The sequence below is a fragment of the Streptomyces sp. NPDC101194 genome (assembly GCF_044767885.1).
Taxonomy (GTDB): Bacteria; Actinomycetota; Actinomycetes; order Streptomycetales; family Streptomycetaceae; genus Streptomyces.
Genome location: NZ_JBIWOS010000009.1, coordinates 74,694 through 96,229, shown reverse-complemented (window position 1 = coordinate 96,229; position 21,536 = coordinate 74,694). Strand labels below are relative to the sequence as shown.

General features: G+C 71.0%; 17 protein-coding genes and 1 pseudogene. 9 read left to right on the top strand and 9 right to left on the bottom strand.

Translation table 11 applies throughout. The features are described from left to right. Positions 1-90 precede the first annotated feature (90 nt). From ACIRP2_RS28925 to ACIRP2_RS28915, 3 genes are all read right to left on the bottom strand, one after another. Positions 91-1,227, bottom strand: a complete 1,137-nt coding sequence (locus ACIRP2_RS28925; protein WP_404255283.1) for an NAD(P)-binding domain-containing protein — start codon at positions 1,225-1,227, stop codon at positions 91-93. A gap of 222 nt (positions 1,228-1,449) precedes the next feature. Beyond that, a complete protein-coding gene (locus ACIRP2_RS28920) occupies positions 1,450-2,658 on the bottom strand; it encodes an LLM class flavin-dependent oxidoreductase (RefSeq protein WP_404255281.1) in 1,209 nt (402 codons plus the stop codon). A 427-nt stretch (positions 2,659-3,085) separates the two neighbouring features. After that, positions 3,086-3,169, bottom strand: a complete 84-nt coding sequence (locus ACIRP2_RS28915; RefSeq protein ID WP_350692898.1) for a putative leader peptide — start codon at positions 3,167-3,169, stop codon at positions 3,086-3,088. 92 nt (positions 3,170-3,261) lie between these two features. Here ACIRP2_RS28915 and ACIRP2_RS28910 point away from each other — a divergent pair, with 92 nt between their 5' ends. Beyond that, positions 3,262-3,681, top strand: coding sequence for a secondary thiamine-phosphate synthase enzyme YjbQ (locus ACIRP2_RS28910; protein ID WP_404255279.1), 420 nt, complete (start codon positions 3,262-3,264; stop codon positions 3,679-3,681). 197 nt (positions 3,682-3,878) lie between these two features. On the opposite strand, the pseudogene ACIRP2_RS28905 reads toward ACIRP2_RS28910, so the two are convergent. After that, a pseudogene (locus tag ACIRP2_RS28905) lies at positions 3,879-4,223 on the bottom strand (hypothetical protein). A gap of 312 nt (positions 4,224-4,535) precedes the next feature. Here ACIRP2_RS28905 and ACIRP2_RS28900 point away from each other — a divergent pair. Together ACIRP2_RS28900 and ACIRP2_RS28895 are read left to right on the top strand one after the other, a co-directional pair. Beyond that, on the top strand, positions 4,536-5,396 hold the full coding sequence (locus ACIRP2_RS28900) for an alpha/beta hydrolase family protein (protein ID WP_404255277.1): 861 nt from the start codon (positions 4,536-4,538) through the stop codon (positions 5,394-5,396). 117 nt (positions 5,397-5,513) lie between these two features. Further along, positions 5,514-6,914 carry a carboxylesterase/lipase family protein gene (locus ACIRP2_RS28895; RefSeq protein WP_404255275.1) on the top strand — a complete coding sequence of 467 codons (1,401 nt, stop codon included), beginning with the start codon at positions 5,514-5,516 and terminating at the stop codon, positions 6,912-6,914. A gap of 39 nt (positions 6,915-6,953) precedes the next feature. On the opposite strand, the gene ACIRP2_RS28890 is transcribed toward ACIRP2_RS28895, so the two are convergent. Next, complete coding sequence (locus tag ACIRP2_RS28890; RefSeq protein WP_404255273.1) at positions 6,954-8,138, bottom strand: PucR family transcriptional regulator; 1,185 nt, start codon at positions 8,136-8,138, stop codon at positions 6,954-6,956. On the opposite strand from ACIRP2_RS28890, the gene ACIRP2_RS28885 reads away from it, so the two are divergent. Continuing rightward, positions 8,124-8,549: a hypothetical protein gene (locus tag ACIRP2_RS28885; RefSeq protein ID WP_404255271.1), complete on the top strand. Its 426-nt coding sequence runs from the start codon at positions 8,124-8,126 to the stop codon at positions 8,547-8,549. The two genes, ACIRP2_RS28890 and ACIRP2_RS28885, sit on opposite strands and share 15 nt — an antisense overlap. Before the next feature lie 1,200 nt (positions 8,550-9,749). Here the strand turns inward: ACIRP2_RS28885 and ACIRP2_RS28880 are convergent. Further along, the gene (locus ACIRP2_RS28880; RefSeq protein WP_404255269.1) at positions 9,750-10,310 is read right to left on the bottom strand and encodes a nucleoside-triphosphatase; all 561 of its coding nucleotides are present in this window, start codon (positions 10,308-10,310) and stop codon (positions 9,750-9,752) included. Between the two features lie 110 nt (positions 10,311-10,420). Between ACIRP2_RS28880 and ACIRP2_RS28875 the strand changes: the two genes are divergently transcribed. After that, the gene (locus ACIRP2_RS28875; protein ID WP_404255267.1) at positions 10,421-10,873 is read left to right on the top strand and encodes a YbhB/YbcL family Raf kinase inhibitor-like protein; all 453 of its coding nucleotides are present in this window, start codon (positions 10,421-10,423) and stop codon (positions 10,871-10,873) included. 4 nt (positions 10,874-10,877) lie between these two features. Here ACIRP2_RS28875 and ACIRP2_RS28870 read toward each other — a convergent pair whose 3' ends face one another. Together ACIRP2_RS28870 and ACIRP2_RS28865 are read right to left on the bottom strand one after the other, a co-directional pair. After that, positions 10,878-11,114, bottom strand: coding sequence for a hypothetical protein (locus ACIRP2_RS28870; RefSeq protein ID WP_404255265.1), 237 nt, complete (start codon positions 11,112-11,114; stop codon positions 10,878-10,880). A gap of 201 nt (positions 11,115-11,315) precedes the next feature. Next, complete coding sequence (locus tag ACIRP2_RS28865; RefSeq protein ID WP_404255263.1) at positions 11,316-12,413, bottom strand: hypothetical protein; 1,098 nt, start codon at positions 12,411-12,413, stop codon at positions 11,316-11,318. Between the two features lie 914 nt (positions 12,414-13,327). On the opposite strand from ACIRP2_RS28865, the gene ACIRP2_RS28860 reads away from it, so the two are divergent. Next, complete coding sequence (locus ACIRP2_RS28860) at positions 13,328-15,571, top strand: serine/threonine-protein kinase (RefSeq protein WP_404255261.1); 2,244 nt, start codon at positions 13,328-13,330, stop codon at positions 15,569-15,571. Between the two features lie 285 nt (positions 15,572-15,856). Here ACIRP2_RS28860 and ACIRP2_RS28855 read toward each other — a convergent pair whose 3' ends face one another. Continuing rightward, on the bottom strand, positions 15,857-16,663 hold the full coding sequence (locus ACIRP2_RS28855) for a hypothetical protein (protein WP_404255259.1): 807 nt from the start codon (positions 16,661-16,663) through the stop codon (positions 15,857-15,859). Positions 16,664-16,770: 107 nt separating this feature from the next. On the opposite strand from ACIRP2_RS28855, the gene ACIRP2_RS28850 reads away from it, so the two are divergent. From ACIRP2_RS28850 to ACIRP2_RS28840, 3 genes are all read left to right on the top strand, one after another. After that, positions 16,771-17,061 (top strand): hypothetical protein, encoded by a 291-nt coding sequence (locus ACIRP2_RS28850; protein ID WP_404255257.1) that lies wholly within the window; start codon positions 16,771-16,773, stop codon positions 17,059-17,061. 50 nt (positions 17,062-17,111) lie between these two features. Further along, entirely contained in the window at positions 17,112-20,486 is a 3,375-nt protein-coding gene (locus ACIRP2_RS28845; RefSeq protein WP_404255255.1) for a CHAT domain-containing protein, read from the top strand. Positions 20,487-20,663: 177 nt separating this feature from the next. After that, positions 20,664-21,386: a tetratricopeptide repeat protein gene (locus tag ACIRP2_RS28840; protein ID WP_404255253.1), complete on the top strand. Its 723-nt coding sequence runs from the start codon at positions 20,664-20,666 to the stop codon at positions 21,384-21,386. Positions 21,387-21,536 lie beyond the last annotated feature (150 nt).

Here is a 21,536-nt window from a genome sequence, read left to right as displayed (position 1 = left end):
CCAGAGCACCCGGGCCGTCGGCACCCGCCGCTGTCGCCCCCTCCGGTCGGCATCCGCGTTGTCATGTCGGCTGTGACGGCAGCCGTGCCGTCACACCACGGCGGGGGCGAACTCTCCGTCCGTCCCTCTCCCCGATCCCCTCTCCACGTCCGGCTCGTCCAGCAGCCGTGTGATCGCACGCACCGCTGCCCGCCCTGCCCGGTTGGCGCCGATCGTGCTGGCGGACGGCCCGTACCCGACGAGGTGGATCCGTTCGTCCCGCACCGCCCGCGTGCCCTCGACCCGGATGCCGCCGCCCGGCTCACGCAGCTTCAACGGTGCGAGATGATCGATGGCCGCCCGGAATCCGGTCGCCCAGAGGATGACGTCGGCCTCGACCGTGCGGCCGTCGTCCCAGGCGACCCCGGTCGGCGTGATCCGGTCGAACATCGGCAACCGGTCGAGGACACCCTTCTCGCGGGCGTGTCGGATCGCGTCGGTGAGCGGCAGCCCGGTCACGCTCACCACACTCTGCGGCGGCAGCCCGCGCCGTACCCTCTCCTCCACCAGCGCCACGGCGGCCCGCCCCCGGTCCGCGTCGAACGGCCCGTCCCGGAAGACGGGCGGCCGACGGGTCACCCAGTACGTCTCCGCCGCCACCTCGGCGATCTCCATCAGGTGCTGCGTACCGGAGGCTCCGCCACCGACCACCACCACGCGCTGCCCCGCGAACTCGTCGGGCCCCGGGTAGTTCGCGGTGTGCAGCTGCCGCCCCCGGAAGGTCTCCTGGCCCGGGTAGCGCGGCCAGAACGGCCGGTCCCAGGTGCCGGTGGCGTTGATGAGGGCGCGGGTGGCATACGTGCCCTCGGACGTCTCGACGAGCAGCCGCCCGTCCTCGCCCTCACGCACCGCGCTCACCTCGACCGGTCGGTGAACCCGCAGGTCGAAGGTGTGCTCATAGGTGTCGAAGTACTCGCCGATCACCTCGGACGAGGGCCGGCTGTCATCGGCTCCGGTGAGCTCCATTCCGGGCAGGGCGTGCATGCCGTGGACCTTGCCGTATGTGAGCGAGGGCCAGCGGAACTGCCAGGCCCCGCCGGGGCGCGGAGCGTGATCGAGCACGACGAAGTCACGGTCCGGTTCCAGGCCGACACGTCGCAGGTGGTAGGCGCCGGACAGTCCTGCCTGCCCGGCGCCCACCACGACGACATCGACCGTCCGCGCTGAGGCCACCCCGAAGTTGTTCACGCTTCTACCAACTTGTCCGGGGGCGCGGATCTTCCCGGGAGCGGCCACGATTCTCGCTCACCGGCCCCTCGACGGCCCGGCCCGCCCACAGGGACGCCGGGGCGTCGCCGTCCGGCTCACCCCCTCGACCACTCCGCCGCCGACCGCCCTGACCGGCCCACCGCTCCGACGAACTCCCCGACCGGCTCACCTTCCCGACCGGGCCCACTCCCGTGACCGGGCTCATCGACCGTCGGCGACCAACAGCGGAGCCCCGCCCGGCGCGGACGCGGGCCGGCCGTTCGCGGCGGGGATCCCGAGCAGGGGCGACGCCGGGACGGTGGAGAGCAGGCCGCGCGCTGCCAGCTCGGGTGTCACGCCCTCGCCGAACCAGTACGCCTCCTCCAGGTGCGGGTATCCGGACAGTACGAAGTGCTCCACACCCAGCGCGTGGTACTCCTCGATGCGGTCGGCGACCTCCGCATGACTTCCGACCAGCGCGGTGCCCGCACCGCCCCGTACCAGGCCGACACCGGCCCACAGATTCGGCGCGATCTCCAGCTTGTCGCGTGAGCCACCGTGCAGCGCCAGCATCCGCTGCTGCCCGACCGACTCGCTCCGCCCCAACGCCTGCTGAGCGGCGGCGATCGTCTCCGGATCGAGATCGTTCAGAAGCCGGTCCGCCGTCGTCCACGCCTCGCGCGAGGAGTCGCGGGAGATGGTGTGCAGCCGGATGCCGAAACGGACCGTTCGACCCTGCTCCTGCGCCAGTCCACGGATCCAGTCGATCTTCCCCTTCACCGCCGCCGGGGGCTCGCCCCAGGTCAGATAGACATCGGCGTGAGCGGCGGCCACCGGCCCGGCAGCCGCCGACGACCCACCGAAGAAGATGTCCGGCAGCGGGTCCGGCGGCAGCGCGGTCAGTCCGCCCTCCACCCGGTAGTGCTCACCGTCGAAATCAAAAGGCCGTCCGTTCCACGCACCCCGCACCACCGAGAGGAACTCCGCGGTCCGCGCATAGCGCCGGTCGTGGTCCAGACGGTCGCCGAAGCGCCGCTGCTCCGTCGAGTCGCCCCCTGTCACCACATTGAGCAGCAACCGTCCCCTGGTGATCCGCTGATACGTCGCCGCCATCTGCGCGGCGAGCACCGGCGAGATCAGGCCCGGACGGAACGCCACCAGGAACTTGAGCCGGTCGGTGTGCTGAGCCAGGGCGACCGTCGTCAGCCAGGCGTCCTCGCACCAGGTCCCCGTGGGTGTCAGCACGGCCTCGAACCCCAGCTGTTCGGCGGCCTTGGCGATCTGCGTCAGATACTCGATGTCGGGCGCGCGCACCCCGCTCACCGGGGTGATCCGGTTCCGCTTGATCCCGCCGTCGGCGTACGCGTGCCGGTCGACGAGCGTCCGGCCGTCACCGCCGGTGGGCAGGAACCAGTGCAGATGAACATTCATGACGAGGCCTTTCGGTACGAGCGGGGAGGGCGCTGAGCACCTGCCACGGCGCGAGGAGCGACAGCGGCCCCACGGCACGCCGTGTCCAACGGGGTACCGCTCGCGTGCGTACACCTCGGGCGGAAGCCGGTGCGACCGGCTCCGGATCGAGCGACCGGCGAGCGGACGGAACAGATTGGTCATCGGCGTCCGAGGGCATGTCCGGTGGGACGAGAGCGCGGCCGCTGGTCATGAGGGCCCCATCGAGCAGTCCCCGCACGAGGGAGCCGCACCCGGCCGCACGCGCACGTGAACCACTGCCGCGTGCACGGCGAGCGGCTACGGTTCGCCGTCGATGGTGCGGTTTGTGCCGGGGCTCGTGCGAACGAGCACGCACAGCGGAGGGGGCGGGCGGCCGGTCACCCAGGACGAAAGAGCTGAAGGAACGTCAGCAGCCGCGACGACAGGCGGCGGAGGCCACCCGCAGCAGGTCGATGTGACCGCGCGAAGTGAGCAGAGCTGAACGGAACATGGCGCCGAACGTAGCGATCCATGACTGAAACGGTCAATGGTGTCTCGGCACGTGGACGCGCGATCTCGCCGCAAGGGCGAGAGGATGGACCCATGCCCCACGCCTTCACGACGAGCGTCCTGCACGTCACCACCGGAGCGGCGGAGACCGTCACCGACCTCACGTACGACTGCGAGCAGTTCCTCACCCAAGCCGCGGCCGGGGACGGTCTGCTCAATATCTTCGTACCGCACGCAACCGCCGGCATCGCCATCCTCGAAACCGGATCGGGCAGTGACGAAGACCTGCTGGCCACCCTCCACACCCTGCTCCCCGCCGACGAGCGCTGGCAGCACCGTCACGGTTCCCCCGGTCACGGCCGCGACCACGTACTTCCCGCCCTCGTCCCGCCGCACGCGACACTGCCCGTGATCGGGGGCAGGCTGGAGCTGGGGACGTGGCAGTCGGTGTGCCTGGTCGATACCAACATTTTGAATCACAACCGTCAGGTGCGGTTGAGCTTCTTCGGATAGCGCGTTGCTCCGGTGGGACCGCAGAGGGGAAGTCCGGCCGCGCCGACTGAGTGGTGCGCACTGCTGCCCGCCGGTCCGCAGGCTACTGAGCAGCTCGCTGCCCGAGGTGTCGAAGGACGCGCCCACGATCCGCAGGTTCGCGGTCTCCTTCTCGTAGGTCACCCGCACCGTGTCACCGATCTCGGTGCTGGTCCTTTTCAGGGGAAGGCGCCTTCCCGCACGACGCGTACGGTGCGACCGACGAGGGTGCGCAACACCGGCCATATCTAGAGAAGCAGATCCCGGTTGAGGTGGTGGGGCAGATCATCGTGCAGGCCCTCGTGCAGGACGGTGCGGTACAGGCCCGTGCGCCGGCGAGGCTTGCTCATGTCGTACGAGGTCAGCCCCGACCACGCCATATGCAGCGGCAGCTCCACGACCCCCTGAGTGGGGCCGTGCAACTCGTCCGGCGACTGCGGCAGAGGCCGCCGGAACTTCTCCCGGCACAGCGTGAGGTCCCCGGCGACTGTGCCCGAGATGCCCATCGGTGTAGTGGCGCTCATGTGACGCTCGTTCTGATGGAGCGTCACCTGATTGACCGTGCAGGTCTTGCGGGGCGGGCGGTGTGCGGGGCTTTCTCCGTTCCTGGCGTTCTCCTCTCGGGACCGGGCGGCGGGCTCTTGGTCGTAGCGGCGGAACCGAGCATGGCACCCTCACCGCGCTCAGGCCTCTCGGTATGTTGCACAAACTCCGACGTCGCTGCTTGCCGCGATTGCGCAGAGACGGGTCTCGAACCGTGCTTCAGGATGTGCGATCAGACAAGGCGTGAGCCGGATGAAACTTCCAGTTCACCGTGACGACATCGGGAGTCCGCTGTGCTCCGGAGAAAACTGCTCATCCCCCTGACCTCGCTCCTGCTCCTGCTCCTGCTGACGGCTTCTGCCGGCGCGGGAGCGGCAGCGGCGTCCACCGGTTCCCCCGCCGGTGCCAGTGCCGAGGCGGCCGCGGCCGACTACGGCGCTCCCGGCCCCTACGCGACCGCGGTGGAGGTCGGGGCGGTGACCACCCTGTACTACCCGCGTGACATCGCGACCAGCAACCGCCGCCACCCCGTGATCGTGTGGGGAAACGGCACCTTCGCCTTCCCGGTCGTCTACCGCGACCTGTTGCTCCACTGGGCCAGTCAGGGCTTCATCGTCGCCGCCGCCAACACCCCGCAGTCCAACCTCGGCATCTCCATGCGCGCCGGGATCGACCTGCTCACCCGTCGCAACGCCGACCAGGGAAGCCCCTTCTACGACCGTGTCGACCTGGAGCACATCGGCGCGTCCGGTCACTCGCAGGGCGGTGCCGCCGCCATCGTCGTCGGCTCGGACCCGCGCATCGACACCATCCTGCCCATCCAGCCCGGGCCGCTCGCCGACATCGACGACGTACACGTACCCGCGCTCCTCCTGGCCGGGCAGAAGGACAGCATCGTCTTCCCCTTCCTGGTCAAGGCCTTCTACAACGACGCCGACCACATACCGGCCATCTACGGGGAACTGCGCGGCGCCGATCACCTCACGGTCGTGGGCGACCCCGGCCCGTTCGCCGCGCCCACCACCGCCTGGTTCAAGGCACACCTGATGGGGGACCAGACGGCGAGGGCACAGTTCTTCGGGGCCGGTTGCGGGATCTGCACCGACAGCGGCACCTGGTCCGACGTCCGCCGCAACGCCCTCGCAAGCCAGTGACCCGCTCCCGGAGATCCCTTCCGCTGTGACCGGCGGCCGTCCCGATCCACGCCGCCCGCCCCTGACGCTCCCTCGACCAGGGGCGGCCGGCCCCCGTTCGCACATGGAAGGACCGCCATGAAGCTCATCGCGACCACCGGGCAGGGCAAGGTCCGAGGCCGTCTCCACAACGGGATCGCCACCTTCCTCGGCATCCCCTACGCCGCCCCGCCCTTCGGCGCCCACCGCTTCCGCGCTCCCGCCCCGGTCGAGTCCTGGGAAGGGGTACGAGACGCTCTGGAGTACGGGCCGACCGCCCCCAAACGCCCCTACCGCCCGCCCCTCGACCGGCTGATACCCGATCCGAGCATCGCCGGGGACGACTGTCTCAACCTCAACGTCTGGACCCCATCCGTCAGCGAGGGCCGGCTGCCCGTCATGGTCTGGATCCACGGGGGTTCCCTGCGCAACGGCTCGGCGAACCTGCCGCTCTACGACGGGGGCGCCTTCGCGCGCGACGGGGTGGTTTTTGTCTCCGTCAACTACCGGCTCGGCGTGGAGGGGTTCGGGGTCTTCCCCGACGCCCCCGTCAACCGGGGCCTCCTCGACCAGATCGCAGCCCTGATCTGGGTCCGCGACAACATCTCCGCCTTCGGTGGAGATCCGGCGAACGTCACCGTGTGCGGGGAGTCCGCCGGCGCGATCAGCGTCGCGGCCCTCATGACCAGCCCCGGCGCGGCCGGGCTGTTCCACCGGGCGATCCTGCAGAGCGGCCCGCCGCACACGATCTCGCGTCGCGAGGGCGCGAAGACCGTACGGGCGATGGCGAAGAGACTGCGGATCCCGGCCACCGCCGAGGCGTTCGCGGCGGTGGACCGAGACCTGCTGCTGGACGCGCAGGCCGCCGTCGTCGACCGGTCCGACCCCATCGGCGGCGGTCCCGGCTTCCACATCGTGGTCGACGGCGACGTGGTGCCCGCGGCCCCGCCCCTTCCCGAGGCCGACCTGCTGCTGGGCTGCAACCGGGAGGAGTACCGGCTGTGGCTCGTACCCGGCGGAACCGTGAACCGGATCAGCTGGCTCACCCTGCGGCTGGCACTGCTGAAGATCCGTGTCCCGCAACGCGTGGCACGCCTGTACCGAGCCACCCGGCCGCACGCCAAACCCGGTGAGATCCTGGGAGAGATGGCCACCGACCTGCTGCTGCGGGGGCCGCTGAACCGCCTCGCCGACTCCCGGCCCGCCCGCACCTTCGTCTACGAATTCTGCTGGCGCTCGCCCGTGATGGGACTCGGCGCGTGCCATGCGCTGGAACTCGGCTTCGTCTTCGACAACCTGCGCGCCGCCGAGGACCTGACCGGGCCCGGCGCGCCCCAGCCACTGGCCGACGCCATGCACCGGGCCTGGTGCGCCTTCGCCACCACCGGACAGCCGGGCTGGTCCGGCTGGAACGCGGACCGGCCCGTCATGGTCTTCGACCACCCCGGCGCCGGCCCGGTCCGCGCACCGCGGCACGAGGAACTCGGCGCCTGGCTCTGACAGATGACAGGCCGAGCGCTCGCCGACGCCGGCCGTGGTTCATCCGCTTTCCGCTGCTCCTGCGGATCCCTGCGATCCGGTGACCCCGCGGTGATCCGCGGGCCCGGCCAGGTCCCTGGCGACGAGCGCCGCCTGGATCAGCCGCGCCTGCGCGGGAACCGCGAGGTCGAGGCCCGTCAGCGCGCTCACTCGCTGCAACCGGTAGTCCAGGGTGTTGCGGTGGACGCACAGCTCCAACGCCGTCTGGCGGCGGTTCAGCCCCCGCTCCACGAACACGCGCAGCGTCTCAAGCAGATACGGATGCTCCTCCAGGGAGTCGAGTTTGGCCGCCAGCCGCACCAGGCCGTCCCCGGGGCGCGCGAGCTGGTGCTCCAGCAGCACGTCGTCGAGGCGGTAGCACCCGGGCGGGCGTCCCAGGCGCCGGACGAGATCCAGCACGCGGCCGGCCTCCTGCGCCGCCGAGGGGATGGCCGCCGGTACGGAGGAGCGGGCGGCGGCGGCGCGCACGGGCTGCCCCACGTCCTTCTCCAGCCGGGCCACCAGGCCCGGCACGTCGGACCTGCCCGGCAACAAGGCGATCCGAACGACGTGGTCCATCAGCACAGGGATCCCGGTGAAGGCGTCGAGCGAGGACTGCACCAATCTGCTCGGCGGGTCGGACTCGAACGCGAAGGCAACCACCTCGTACTCACCCGCCACGGCCACCCGCGCCATGCCCGCCAGCTCCTCGTACGGCCGTCCTGCCAGCAGGGCGCCGAGCAGGGCCCGCCGTACGCGCTTGTCCTCGCTGTGGAGGTCCTCCTGGGCGTTCTGGTGGGCGAGGACGACCGCGGGCAGCGCGGCGTGCAGGCAGGCGAGCAGCTTGCCGCCCGCCCCGGCCAGCTCACCGGGCTCCGCGGCCTCGGTCAGCGTCTGCCACCACACCTCGGCGCCGATCAGGTACGCGGCGATCACCGCCTCCAGGGGGACGCGCTCCTCGGCCCGGCGCGCCGACCACTCGATGAGCCGGGTCAGATCGCCCGGCCCCATCGAACCCCCGCCGTCGCCGTCGCGCAGTGCCCTGAGCAACAGCGCGTGCACCGCCGCGACGGACCGCGCCACCTCGCCCTGGAGGGTGGCACGGGGCAGCGCCCCGTAGAACGGCGCCTCCGCCGCGCAGCGCGCGACCACGACGGCCGTGAGGTCACCGACCCGGGCGGCCATCCGGGCGTGCAGGTCCGACATCGGCGCATCGTCACACCCCCCGGCCGTGCCGTCAATCGGAGCCACGGCTCCGGAGGCGCGGGCAGTGCGTCGGGCGTGTCCCCGAACCGCTCCCGGCCGCCAACTCGTCGACGAAAGAGGCGACGTCACGTGGCACACCCGTGGCATGCCAACTTGCGTATGACGGGTGTCATCAATCCCCAGGGCCTGGAGTGGCACTACGAGTACGATCCGGCCGGACGTCTCATATCCGAGTCCGGCTTCGATGGTCGCACCGTGATGCATACCTACGACGCGGCCAACCGGATGACCTCAAGGACGAACAGCCTCGGACCTGCAGGTTCTCTGAATGTCGATCCTCGTGACGTCTTTCCGATGACGCACCACGTGGAGTGCGTGGCGATTCTTGAGCCGGCGGACAAGGGTGCCTGAACTGCGGTTTTTCGCGTGGTGAGGTTGCTCGACCTGGGACGGCAATGGTGCTCGACGACCTGTTGTCGGACTTGGAGACGCGGGCTCGTTGAGGCGTCTCCCAGAGCCCCGAATGCCGCGTAACGCAGCATGCCGCGGTGGGCGCCGTGCCGGAACCCGCGCCTGAGCTCACGGACGGGGCGGCGTCGACCACGGTCGACGCAGTGCCGTCGTCGATGCCATGACTCTCGTTTGACGCTCACCGGGCTCCTGGCACCTACCAGGCGGCTGCGGAACCCTCCTGACCTGCTGCGCCACGCCATGGCGCTGAAGCTGACAGCCTTCCGACGCCTCAAGACCTGGTGGGCGCGATCGGGTGCTTTGGCCGTTGCCTCAACGGAGGTTGGTGGATACAAACACCAGCAATACCGACAGGCAGGTGCGGTTGTCGTTCCTCGGGTAGCTCCGAGGAAGTCACGACTGTAGGGGTGATGTCCGGCCGGACCAAGTGAGAGGGCGCGTGAGGTTCTGTCGGGGTGTGGGCGGTCCTGTGCCGCGATGATCTGCTCGCCGAATTTGGCGGCGGGCGGGTCGAGCGAGGAGACGGCAGAGACGAATGCGCGGCTGTTCAGCAGCGGTTGGGCGCGCTGCCTCCTCGCCGTGGCCTTGTAGGCGGCGAGCACTGCCCGTGTGGTGCGCAGCGTGGTGGCCGAGTCGGGCCTCGCCGGGGCCTGCTCGCCCCGGCGTTGCGGTTGATTACATGCTCCCCGCCCCGATGATCGGGGCCGTGAGCCGCCGGGCGGCCGCGGAAGATCGGCCAGTGGTGTGTCGGAGGTTCCACGCCTGTTCGCCGACACAAGGTAGGGCTACCTCGCCGCCCGTGTGCGGTTCCGGCGCGGGCGCCACCAGCGGCCGGCTGCCGGGCCCGCTGAGCCGTTGGCCGGGCCACCTGTGACACACCCGTACCGCCCCGCGAGTCCTTCCAGGCCCGGCGGCGACGCATCCGAGAAGGGAGCGGCGATATGAGCACCCGGGAGACCTTCCTCGCACGGATCACTACAGTCCCGCCGGCCGACGTACCCGCGACCGCGGGACCCGACAGCGTCCCCGTACGCCGCGACCACCGGAGCAGTCACGCCGGAAACGTTCCTGCAGCCCTCTTCGTCGAGTACCAGGCCATCGTGATCCGCACGACCGAGGAGGGTGTCGGAGTCCGGTCTCTCATCCGTGAGAGGGAGGCCTCCCGTGCGTCCGGGGCTGCTGCAGCCTGGCCGCGAGCTTCCCCGGCAGGGCGTCCCGGTTTGCTGAGGTGAGCTGGACGACCTCGATGTCGGCGCGCCGCTTGAGGGCGTCGGTGAACGGATCCGGGTGCATGTGAACCGTGGCGACGATGTCGACCTCTGCGACGAACAGCGAGCCGACCGCGTGCCGGAACGCCGTGCACGCCAGTTCCATCCGCCCCAGCTCGTCGATGAGCACCAGCCGCCCTGTTGCCCCCTCGGTTGCTGCCAGTCGAAGCGACGGCAGCGCCAGTCCTTCCATGACGCCCAGGTCGACGCCGTATTTCCCTACCCGTGGCGGACCGGGCAGGTCGACATGGGCGAGCACCTCCCGTCGGCCTGCCAGGGTCTCCAGGGCGAAACCGACGCGGGCGCCGGATTGCCGGATCTCCTCCGTGGTGAAGCCGGTGGCCGCGTGAGTGGGCAGCAGCGCGGCCAGCCGGCGGAGGGCGGTCGTCTTGCCCGCGCCAGGGCGGCCTTCGAGCAGGATCCTTGTCGGCACACTGCCATCTTTCCTCCCGCTTCCGGAAGCGGGAGGGGTGGGCTCGGCCGAACGGGGGATTTGAGGTGCGGACCGGTGCCGGTGCCGCCGTTGCGGGTATGGCGGCGCGCATGAGCGGAATTGAACTCAGCAGCACCGCGTTCGACGACAAAACGGTGATCCCCCGTCGGTACAGCGGGGAGGGTGAGAACATCTCACCGCCCCTGACCTGGTCGGGGGTGCCCCACGAGGCCACGGAGCTGGTGCTCCTGTGCGAGGACCCGGACGCGCCGGGGACGATCTTTCTGCACTGGCTGGTGACCGGCATCGATCCGAGGAGCACCGGGGCGGCGGAGGGCCAGAAGCCCCAGGGGGGCCTTCCGTGGCCCAATGGCTTCGGCCGCGTGGGCTGGGGAGGGCCGATGCCTCCACCGGGGCACGGGCCGCACCGCTACTTCTTCCGCCTGTACGCCCTGGCCGAGCCGCTGCCGCTGCACGACCACCCGGACGCCGAGGACGTGCACTGTGCCCTGAAAGGCAGGGAACTGGCCTCCGGCACCCTGGTCGGGACCTATCAGCGCTGACGCGTCAGTGCTGGGTGGCCATGGGCGCCGTACAGCTGGACGAACCGGGCTGCGGTGACCGGCCTGCGGTGCACCGGGCCGCGCGGGCCCGCCGCTCGCACAGCTGGACGTGCTCCTGCCCACCATGCCCGATCGGCTGGACGAGCCGACCACCGGAGCGGAGCTGATCCACGAGCGGCTCAGGCACTCGCGAGAAGACCGCGCAGACGATGACGGCGTCATGCGGGGCACGGGCCAGCATGCGGAGGGTCCCGTCGCCGAGTACAACTTCGGCATTGTCCACGCCCTGCCCGGCCAGCCGTATCCGGTCCTGACCTCCAGGACCTGCTGGTCTCCGGTGAAGCCGAGAGCGGGGACCATCATGGCGATCAGCGGGGGCTGGGTGTTTTTACCTGCGCCCCGGATCGCGCCGCGCGCGGAACCGAGGCACAGCGCGCCGGCATCAGGACGGGGTCCCTGTGTCGGTGTACCGCAGCAGAGCGCCCACGCCCTCGTAAAGCCTCAGCTCGTTCTCCGGTACGACGACCAGCTCGGCGCCGGTGCCGACGAGGGCCCGGACGAGGGCCTCGTCGGCGCGTTCCTCGCGCGGGGCCCGAACGCCGAAGGAGGTCAGTTCCGCCTCGGTCAGGGCGAGCTGAGTGGGCCCGGAGCCTGTCCAGAGCCGCAGCGAAGACCCTGGCGGCCGGTTCAGCAGCAGTGCCGCGACCTGGCCGCGCTGGAGGGCGGCGACGGTCGCGGCCAGCCCCTCCGTCATGGGGCCGTCCAGGGCGCGCCTGCCGATGAAGATGTCCACGAGTTCCCGGTCGTGCGCGGCCATGCGGCCGCGGAAGACGCCGTCGAGCTGCGGCTCCAACAGGGCGCGTCCGGTGTCGGTGGGGGTCCGGCCGCGCACGCGTACGACCTTGTCCCGCAGGGCGTGCGGCAGGCGGCGGATCAGTACGTTGCACGCCCACTCGTTCCCGCCCACGACGACTGCGTCGGCATGGGCGCGCCGCGCCCGTTCGTCCAGCCGGTGGCCGAGCCGGAGGGAGGTGCGGTGCCAGGTCGCCACCGCGACCCTGCGGTGCAGCCGCTCACCCGGGGTGACGGTGGACGCGGGCCAGGTGCCGGTCTCCGCCTCCAGAGTTACCCAGCCATGGGTCTCGGCGGTCGGAAGGCCGCCGTAGTGGACGACTACGGCCATGTAGGGGATCTCCGGAACGTGCTGTCTGACCAGGGGCATCGCGTCCGGCAGGGTGCTGTACCGCGCCCAGTCGCGTTCGGGCGGCCTCGGCAGCTCCCCGTCCAGGACGAGTGTGCCGTGGGCGGCGAAGATGGCCTGACCATGCACCCCCGGCACCGCTGTGTCGGCACCGACCGCCTCCTCCAGTACGTTCAGCAGCGCCCGGTCCGAGCCCTGACGCGACAGACTCTCGCGCAGCCGCCGCCAGCGCAGCGCAATCGCCCGTTCGGGATGCTCGACGTCCCGGGAGGTATCCAGGTACACGGAGACGAACGGGCCCGGCTCCGCGTAGAGGGGTTCGAGAAACGACAACCTCATCGCCACTCCTCGTCGATGGACTTCCCTCCTTTGATGATGCACGCCCCGGGGGGCGATGGAGCTCGACGAGCGCAATGTGGTGCGGAATGACGAGCGCAATGTGGTGCGGAATGTGGGGTGGCCGCGTGCAGGCCACGGACCCGAGCCTCGTGCCTCGGACCGGGTCGGGAAGACGGTGGAGGCGCTGGGTGACGCACTGGAGGAGAACCTGGTTCTCCTCCCACCTTCGGGGCGGCGGGCCCGGTGGGCGTTCGACGAATCGTGCGGCGATGACAGCCCAGGCCGGGCCCATCCTGTCCCGCGCGTACCTGGTGCTCGGCCACGGCGCCATGACCTGCCAGCGCTCCATCCGCCCCGGCGACCATCCGAGCACCCAGTGATCTCCGGCCCTGGGACCGCAGCCTCCGATCGTTGCTATGGATCACCCATCGGGGCTGCGGCGGGCCTATCGGCAGGGTCGGGGTTGTCCTAGCGGATGTTGGCGGACACGAACATCGGCAATGCGGACCGTCAGGTGCGTCTGAGCTTCGTCGGTCGGTCGATCGCTTCGGTGGAGCCGTAGACAGGGGCATCGACGCTGTTGGTGACGAGCGTGCGAGGTCACGAACCCCCGTCCGGATCTCGAAGTCCATCGCATCCCCTGAACTGGGGTGTTGCGACGACCACTAGAACGGAAGCTGTGCCGACGGGGGTTCCGCGTGTGGCGACGGGCCGCACCGCGCGGTGGTCCACGACCCGACGAAGCCCCGCCGTGCTCTTGGCGGGGCTTCGTCGGGTGCGGCACGGGAGCAGTCCGGGCTGTCTGTTCGTCACCCGCTTTGCTCTGCCGTACTGTCCTGCGGCTAGTTTGTCTGCAGGACAAGTACGCAGGCCCGTAGTGCCAGAGGTGCACGGGGGACGGGAGGTCGGGAAGAGTGTCGCTGCGCGGAGGTGATCCAGCCGAGATCGGCGGCTATCCGCTCGAGGCGCGGCTCGGCTCGGGTGGCATGGGCACGGTCTTTCTGGCCCGTACGAGTTCGGGGCGACCTGTCGCCATCAAACTGATCCACCAGCAGTTCGCGGGGGACGACGAGTTCCGCATCCGCTTCCGGCAGGAGGTGGCGGCCGCGCGGCGGGTGAGCGGCGCGTTCACCGCCGCCGTGGTGGACGCTGCCCCTGAGGCCGAGCAGCCGTGGATGGCGACGACCTATATCGAGGGTCAGACGCTGGCCCAGCGCATCGCCGCGAAGGGCCCGCTGAACGGAGCGGAGCTGAGAAGGCTCGCCATCGGGCTGGCGGAGGCGCTGCGCGACATCCACCGGGTGGGGGTCGTCCACCGTGACCTGAAGCCCTCCAACGTCGTGCTCTCGCCCGAGGGCCCGCGCGTCATCGACTTCGGCATTTCGCGCGCCATCGACCAGGAGACGCTGACGATGACAGGGCGGGTCATCGGCACGCCGCCCTTCATGTCGCCCGAGCAGTTGCAGGCGCCGCGTGGTGTGGGGCCCGAGTCCGACGTCTTCTCGCTGGGGACACTGCTCGTGTACTCGGCGACGGGCCGCGGGCCCTTCGACGCCGACAGCCCATACATGACCGCATATCAGGTGGTGCACGAGGAGCCGTCGCTGGGTGCCGTGCCGGTGACCTTGCGCGCGGTCGTCGAGTCGTGCCTGGACAAGGAGCCCAACGGGCGCCCCTCGGCGGACGAACTCCTCGTGCTGCTGCGGGACCTGCCGGCCGACCTCGGTGGGACCGACGCGAACGGGGTCGGCGCGAGCTGCACCCGCGACGTGATCACGCAGCATCACTTCGAGACGCGGGCCACTCCGGCGCCGACTGCCCCGACCACCGACCCGACCGGTCCCGATACAGGGAGCACCGGCACCCCCATCGGCCGCCGTCTGCGTAGCCGGTGGCGTCCTGTGCTCGCGGCCGCGGTCGCGGTGGCGGCGATCGGCGGGGGAGTCGCCGTACTGAAGGCGGGCGGCTTCGGGGGGAACAGCGGCGGTGGCAAGGGCAACAGCGTTGCGGCGCCGGGTGCCGCACTTCCGGACGGCTTCGCGCCGTGGCGCAAGACCGTGCTGGGCGGTCGCGAGGACACCCCCGACGAGCTGCGTTGCGTCGCGCGCCGCGACGCGCTGTTCTGCGGGGGCGGCGGTGTTGTCGCGACCCGTATCAGGGCCCGGGACGGCTCGCGGGTGTGGACGGCGAAGAGCCCGGGCGTCCCCGTCCAGGGCATGCACCTGGTGGGTGCCACCGACGACACGGTGCTCGGCTACCGCTTCGCCGCCCAGGACGCCCCGCAGGACCCTCCCAGCGAGGTGGTGGCCATCGACGCGCACAACGGCCGGGAGCTGTGGTCCGTGCCGTCCGGCGCCCAGTCGAAGGCCGTCGCGGGTCTGACTCAGGACGCCCTCGTGGTCGGCTCCGCCGTCGTGACGGTCGACGCTTCCAATTCCCGCTTCGAGGCGCGGGACGCGCACAGCGGTGAGGTCACCTGGACGACATCGTTCCCCGCGGGCACGCAGTGCGCCCCCGTCCCGGTGGGCACACAGCTCCTCGCGATGTGCGCGACGGATGCGGAGGTGGATGCCCTGGAGGTGCGCCACCCCACCCTGTACACGGTCGATCGCGCCTCGGGGACCCTGGGTGCGCCCATCGAGGTCGACGGCCCCGCCGTGCCGATGGGCGTCGCCCACGGCAGGCTGGTACTCCTTCAGGTGCACATGGAGGGACCGGCGCTGGCCGGCTACGACGGGGTGGCGCGGGTCGACCCGGCCTCGCGGAAGGTCACGTACTCCCGACTGGCCAAGACATACGCGGGGACGCCCGGCATGGCGGACGGCACCGTCTACGTGAGCGGGCAGACCGGTCTCGTCACCGCGCTCGACCCGGAGACCGGCCGGAAGAAGTGGTCGCGGCAGACTGGCGTGGAGGGTGCGTCGGGTCCCGTGGCGGGAGCCGACGCGGTGTATTTCAGCTCGGCCACCGGCCGGTTGGTCGCGCTGTCGCCGCACGATGGCAAACCCCTGTGGACAACCGACCCGCAGGCCGATGGTTTGACGGGCGAGCAAGGCGCCAGCCCGCGCGTCACCGTTGTGGGGCGTGCGCTGGTCGTGGCCGCGGCCAAGAACACTCTCTTCGCCTTCGACGCGCAGAAGCCGCCGAGGTCGGGCTGACCGGGGCGGCACCGGACGCCGGCCGCATTCCTTGCCGTGCGGACACCTCAGCGGCTCACCCGGTCGCCTGCGCAGCCGGCGGCGAGGTGTCCTTCCACCGGGCCCCACTCCCCGTCCACGTGGTCGGGCGGCGGCACGTGGGCACGGAGTCGAAGCGGTGTTGCGTGAGCAGGCGGCGATCCCGCCTGTCCCGGGCCGTGGAGCCCCGCCCTCACGACCGAACTCCCCAGCACCGCCACGGCGCGAAGGCGGAGTCCCGCGTCGTCGCACAGGTTTCGGCCGAGGTCACGCGCGCTTGTTGAGAACGTCGTTGATTCGCAGTCCTTCCGCAGGGGTGACACGGCCGTGTGGGAGCTCGATCCCCAGGGCCTCGGCGAGCTGACGCTGCTGTGTGTCGACGGCAGCCTCGACCAGGTCCGCCAGGGCCGCGGCCGCCGCCCGGCCCCTGCGGCAGCCGATCAGCGTCATGGCCAGCCCCACCGGGAGCGCAGGCCACCAGACCACGCCGAGCGCCACCGTCAGCAGCCCCCAGGCGGCGGTCTCCGCCGCGCGCCGGTACCGGCTGGACGCATCACTGATCACCGGCCGTACCGTCTCCGGGAGGAGCAGCCAGAGACGGGGCCAGACCAGGGCCACCGACAGGCCGTACTGTGCGTCGACCCGCTCATCGACCAGGCGGAAGCGATCCCCGATGTCCGTAGCGCGTACGGGCAGATACCGGTCCGGCCCCTGCCCCCCGGCCCGCTCCCGCGCAGCCCTCGCCCTCTCCCTGCGGCGTGCCACCCAGCGGCGCGGCCGGTGCGCGATCCACACCTTCCGGACTCCCGCCGCCACTCCCTGGGCCGCCAGCCCGGCGGCGGTGGCCGCCAGCAGGCCGCCGACGACCGCGAGGACCGTCGCCGCAGGCCTGGAGTCGAGCCGGCTGCCCAGTCGGCCCAGTTCGGTGGTGAGCTCCGCCGGATCGAGTGCCGAGGTGTGACCGAGCAGAACTCCGCAGACGGACGCCGCCACCAGCAGCAGTCCGGGCAGCAGCAGGGCGCTCAGCCAGCGGTCCGCGACCTTCTTGCCCATTTCCGCGAGCAGCGTGTTCACGGACGGGGCCGGGCGCGCAGGACCATCGGGGCGTCATCGACCGCGCAGCGCGGTTCCCGGCCTCTCTCGTCCGGGTGGGCGCGGCGTGAACAACGCCCGGTCGGGCAATGGTAGTCACCCTCGATCCGCACGGGATCGAGTCCGAAGTCGTCGAGACCGACCAGGTCGCCGGCGTGCTTGTCGGGGTCGGTGCGTGTCGAATAGCCGAGCCGCCGGCATACGGCGACGGCCGATTCGCCGTCCCGGACGGCCTGTGTGGCCTGATCGATCCAGGTGAGCACCTGTTCGTCGCCAAGGCGCCGACCATCAGATCCGGTACCGCGGAGCACAGCCACGCCGCAGCGGCACGATTGTCAGCGGTGGACATGGGGAACTCCTTCGCCGAGGCGGATCTGTAGTCGCGCAAATCCCTTACGGTAGACGAACAAGCCTGCATACGGGGGTTGTTGTGAGCTCGTCGCAGGACGAGGCGCTGACGGTTCTGAACGAGCGGATCGAGCGGTACGAGCGGACCGGAGACCGGGAGGCGGTACTGGGCCCCGGGGTGATGGCCCGGGCGGGCCGACTCTGGCGCACGGCGCTCTCGCCCGGCGGCTGCAGTGTCGAGATCGGGCACACGCTGGCCCGGCTTCATTGGGCCCGCGATGAAGCCGACGACAGCAGGAATGGTTCCGATCTGTGGGAGGCACTCCTGTTCTACGCCCGGGTCGGCGACGTCGACCCGTCCCTGGTCCCCGAAGAGCCGCGTCGGATGCTCGCCGCAGGAGCACGGATCGATCACGGCTTCCTCGGCCCCGAGCACTGGGGCCGCCTGGCGATCCGGCTGCTCAAGGAGGGCCAGTTCACAGAGGGCCGGACAGAGTTGGACGAAGCGATCGAGCTGTTCGGCGGGACGGTCGAGGCATACCCGCAGGAGCACAGATTCTGGTCCGGGGACATGTCCGATCTGAGTCTGGCGCTGCGTATGCGGTACGACCGCTGCGGCGACCCGTCGGACCTCGACCGGGCCACCGTGACCGCACGAGCCGCTCTCCGAGCCACCGATCCGGCCGACGCGAATCTGCCCGAGCGCCTCGACAACCTCAGCACCGCACTGCAGGCACAGGCCAATCGCAGCGGCGACTTCGTTGCCGCCGCTGAGGCGGCCAGACTCAGTTCCCGGGCAGTCAGGGCCGTCCCGCCGACGGGCCGTCGCCGCCTGCTGTTCGAGGAGAATCTCGCCGCCGCGCGCCTGACCCGGTTCCGTCTGACCGGTGACCGCGATGAACTCGCCCTTGCCGTGGACGAGTTACGCGCGGTGGTGGCAGCGACCCCGGGCAGCGACCCGGACCTCGCGCGACGCAGGGCCAGGCTCGGCGGTGCGCTGCACGAACTCTTCGTGCTCACCCGTGACCCGCACCGGCTCGGGCAGGCGGTCGAACTGCTGACCCAGGCCGCCGACAGGGGTTCCACGACGGGCGTCCGGCTCGATGCTCTGTCCGGCCTCGGTGCCGTCCTGCTCAGCCGCTTCCAGGAGACCGGCAGCCGGCAAGACCTGGATCACGCCGTCCACTGTGGCGAAGAATCCGTCAAGGAGGCAGGGACCGGGGATCCACGGCGCTCCGGGCGGCTGCACACATGGGGTTGGGTGCTGCGTGCCACCCACGCGCGCACCCATGAGCCGCGGGTCCTCGACGAGGCCATCGACGCTTTCCGCCTGGCTCTGGACGGGCTGGGACGGGACGATCCGAGGCGGGCGACCTACGAAGCGAGCCTCGGTCAGGCACTGATGGCCCGACAGTTCGGCCTGCGTGACGAAATCACGCCCTTCGGCGTCAGCGAGTTGCGCGCGGATGCGGCGCGGCTCCAATGGGAGCAGCTACGGAACACTCGGGGGCCGGAACTGCTTTCCGCGGAACTCGGCGGACTGCAGGATCTCGCAGAAGCTTACGCGGCGTGCTCACGCGCCGTGGCAGGCGCCGGCCCCAGGGATCCGGACCTGGGCACCCACCTGCGGGGCCTGAGCGCCGTCCTGTACAGCCGCTACCGCCTCATCGGCGAGGAGAACGACGCGGACAGGGCTGTCGCACTCGCCGAGCGGGCATTGCAGAGCACTCCCGCGCAGCACGCCGAGCACGCCTCGGTCGTGCTTCACCTCGCCCGTCTCCTGACGGATCTCCGCGGACACGCGGACGACGGCCGTGCTCTGTCTCTCTGGCAGCAGCTCGCCTCCGACCTGACGGCGCCGCCTTGGGCACGTGCCTCGGCGGCGGCGTACGCGGCACGGTGCCTGGCCCGGAGCGGTGCCTGGGGCGCGGCCACCGATCAGTACGCGCAAGCGCTCGGATTTCTGCCGTCCCTCGTCTCGTCGGCCAGGGAACGGACGGCGCAGGAGGACGAACTCACCGCTTGGAGCGGCCTGTCGGCCGAGGCCGCGAGCTGCGCGGTGGCCGCGGGCGACCCGGAGCGCGCGGTGGAACTGCTGGAACAGGGCCGGTCCGTCCTCTGGGCACAACTGCTCGACCTGCGCGACGGGCTGGACACTCTCGACTCCGTGGACCGGGAACTGGCCGACCGACTCACTCGCCTGGAAAGCGAGTTGAACGCAACGCCGGAGGCGGCATCAGTCAATCCGTGGTGGGCCCGCATCGCGGACCGGCGGCTGACCCTGGTCGCGGAACGCGACGAACTCCTCGCGCACATCAGACGCCTGCCGGGGCTTGCCGACTTCCGGAGACCCGCCGAAGGGGCCGAACTGCGCGAAGCCGCGAACCGGGGCCCGATCGTCATGGTCGTCTCCAGCCAGTGGAGCACCGACGCCCTGATCGTCACGACCAGCGCCGTCCGGGCTGTCCGGCTGGGCCGCCTCACGTACCCGCGCATGCTGGAACGGACCGCGCGCTACCTCAACGCGCTCGCTCAGTACGAGGAAGGCCCGCGCGACGCCCTCGCCCGGGTCAAGCTGAACCTCCTGGTCACCAGCACGCTGAAGTGGCTGTGGCACGACATTGCGGAGCCGGTGCTGACAACCCTCGGACACACCGGGGCTCCTCCCGCCGGTCGGCCTCGGCCACGGCTGTGGTGGTGTCCGGCAGGACCGCTGGCGCTGCTGCCCCTGCACGCCGCCGGCCTGCCGGACTCCGCGTCCCCGGGCGACCCAGCCGGCGCCTGTGTCCTTGACCGGGTCACCCCCTCGTACACCCCGACCGTGCGTGCCCTGCTCGCCAACCGGCAGGCCACCCCCCGTCCCGGGACGGCGGACCGAATGCTGGTGGTGGGGATGCCCGTCACCCCGGGCCACCTCCCCCTGCCGCAGGTCGCGGGGGAACTGACCGCCCTGCGCGAAGCGATTCCCCGGGCCACGGTGCTGCAGGGGGAGCGGGCGACCCGTGCGGCCGTACGCGACGCACTGCGTACCCACCGCTGGGTGCACCTGAGCTGCCACGGCGGCCAGCAACTGCTTCGCCCGTCGGAGGGAGGGCTCGTCCTGCACGATGAGGTGCTGACCGTCGCTGATCTCCGGGCCGACCGGCACGCCCACGGCGAGTTCGCCTTCCTCTCCGCCTGCAAGACGGCCCTCGGCGGCGCTGCGGTACCCGATGAAGCGATCAACGTCGCCAGCGCGTTCCAGTACGCCGGCTGGCAACATGTCATCGGCACCTTGTGGTCGGTGGGGAGCATCGCAACCGAGGAACTGAGCGCGGATCTCTACCGTACGCTCGTCAGGGGCGGAGCCCTGCGATCCGAAGGAACCGCCGCAGCCCTGAACGACGCCGTCCGCAGGCTGCGCGCGGCCGGCTACCCACCCCTCGTCTGGGCGCCGTTCGCGCATGTCGGCGGTTGAGCACCGAGCGCTCCGACGGAGAACCCAGGATCCACCACGGCGGGAAAGAGGTCCCAGATGCGCTTCGGACGCCGCAGGAGCAGGAAGGCGCCGCCCTCCGAGGCAGAGGGGAGGGCGCTCCCCGAGCCGTCGGCCACAACGCCTCCCGAGCAACCCATGGAACCTCCCGTACCGCCCGTGGAAGAGGAGGTGCGCTCGCTGCCCGCGTCGACCGTCGATCAGGAGGAGCTTCTCTCCGAGTTGCTCAGCCACGACCTCCACGCGTCGGCCGAGCCGGTGATGCGCGCCCTCCTGTCCGACTACGAACGCAACCTCGGCCCGGACGATCCCGCCACCATCTCCCTCTACGACACCTTGGGCCACACGCTGTACCAAATGGGGTTGACGCCGGAAGCCGAAGCCATGCATCGCGAGGCGTACTCCCGCAGCAAGCTCCGCAACGGACCCGACGACCCGGACACGCTGGCCTATGCCCACAATCTCGCCACGGCCCTGGTGATGAGCGCCGAACGCGAGGAGGGGCTCGCGCTTCTCACGCGGACCATGGAGCGGAGGGAGAGCGTTCACGGCCCGGACCACGCCGCCACACTGGAGACCGCCTCCGTCCTCGGCGCCGTCCTGTTCGAGTCGGGTGCTCAGGAACACGGTTTCGCCCTGCTGGAACGGGTGTACACGGCCTACCGGACCACCTTGGGCGAGCACGATCTCCAGACCCTCGCCGCCGGCGGGAACCTGGCGGCCGCGGTGCACACCCTCGGACACACCGAAGAAGCCGCTCGGCTTCTCGTCGTCGTGCTGTCGGGTTACGTCCGCACCCTCGGCCCGGACCATTCGCTGACCCTGGGCACTCAGCAGCGCCTCAGGCGCATGGGCTGGTACATCGACATCGACGTGCCGTAGGAATGAGGCCGGAGCGACGGTTGCGGCCCGTCCCGCGGCGCGGCCCACTGTCCGGGTGGGACCTCGGCACGGGGAAGCCCAGGTGGGCAAGGGAGCCGCCGGGAAGCCCTCTTGTCCCTGAGGCTCGCCGCATCGACGTCGCTCGGACCG

What these genes read in the sequence shown, in the direction of transcription:
- ACIRP2_RS28920 (WP_404255281.1), bottom strand. Translation starts at nt 2,658, where the DNA reads ATGAATGTTCATCTGCACTGGTTCCTGCCCACCGGCGGTGACGGCCGG.
- ACIRP2_RS28915 (WP_350692898.1), bottom strand. Translation starts at nt 3,169, where the DNA reads ATGTTCCGTTCAGCTCTGCTCACTTCGCGCGGTCACATCGACCTGCTG.
- ACIRP2_RS28910 (WP_404255279.1), top strand. Translation starts at nt 3,262, where the DNA reads ATGCCCCACGCCTTCACGACGAGCGTCCTGCACGTCACCACCGGAGCG.
- ACIRP2_RS28895 (WP_404255275.1), top strand. Translation starts at nt 5,514, where the DNA reads ATGAAGCTCATCGCGACCACCGGGCAGGGCAAGGTCCGAGGCCGTCTC.
- ACIRP2_RS28890 (WP_404255273.1), bottom strand. Translation starts at nt 8,138, where the DNA reads ATGTCGGACCTGCACGCCCGGATGGCCGCCCGGGTCGGTGACCTCACG.
- ACIRP2_RS28875 (WP_404255267.1), top strand. Translation starts at nt 10,421, where the DNA reads ATGAGCGGAATTGAACTCAGCAGCACCGCGTTCGACGACAAAACGGTG.
- ACIRP2_RS28870 (WP_404255265.1), bottom strand. Translation starts at nt 11,114, where the DNA reads ATGCTGGCCCGTGCCCCGCATGACGCCGTCATCGTCTGCGCGGTCTTC.
- ACIRP2_RS28865 (WP_404255263.1), bottom strand. Translation starts at nt 12,413, where the DNA reads ATGAGGTTGTCGTTTCTCGAACCCCTCTACGCGGAGCCGGGCCCGTTC.
- ACIRP2_RS28850 (WP_404255257.1), top strand. Translation starts at nt 16,771, where the DNA reads ATGGTAGTCACCCTCGATCCGCACGGGATCGAGTCCGAAGTCGTCGAG.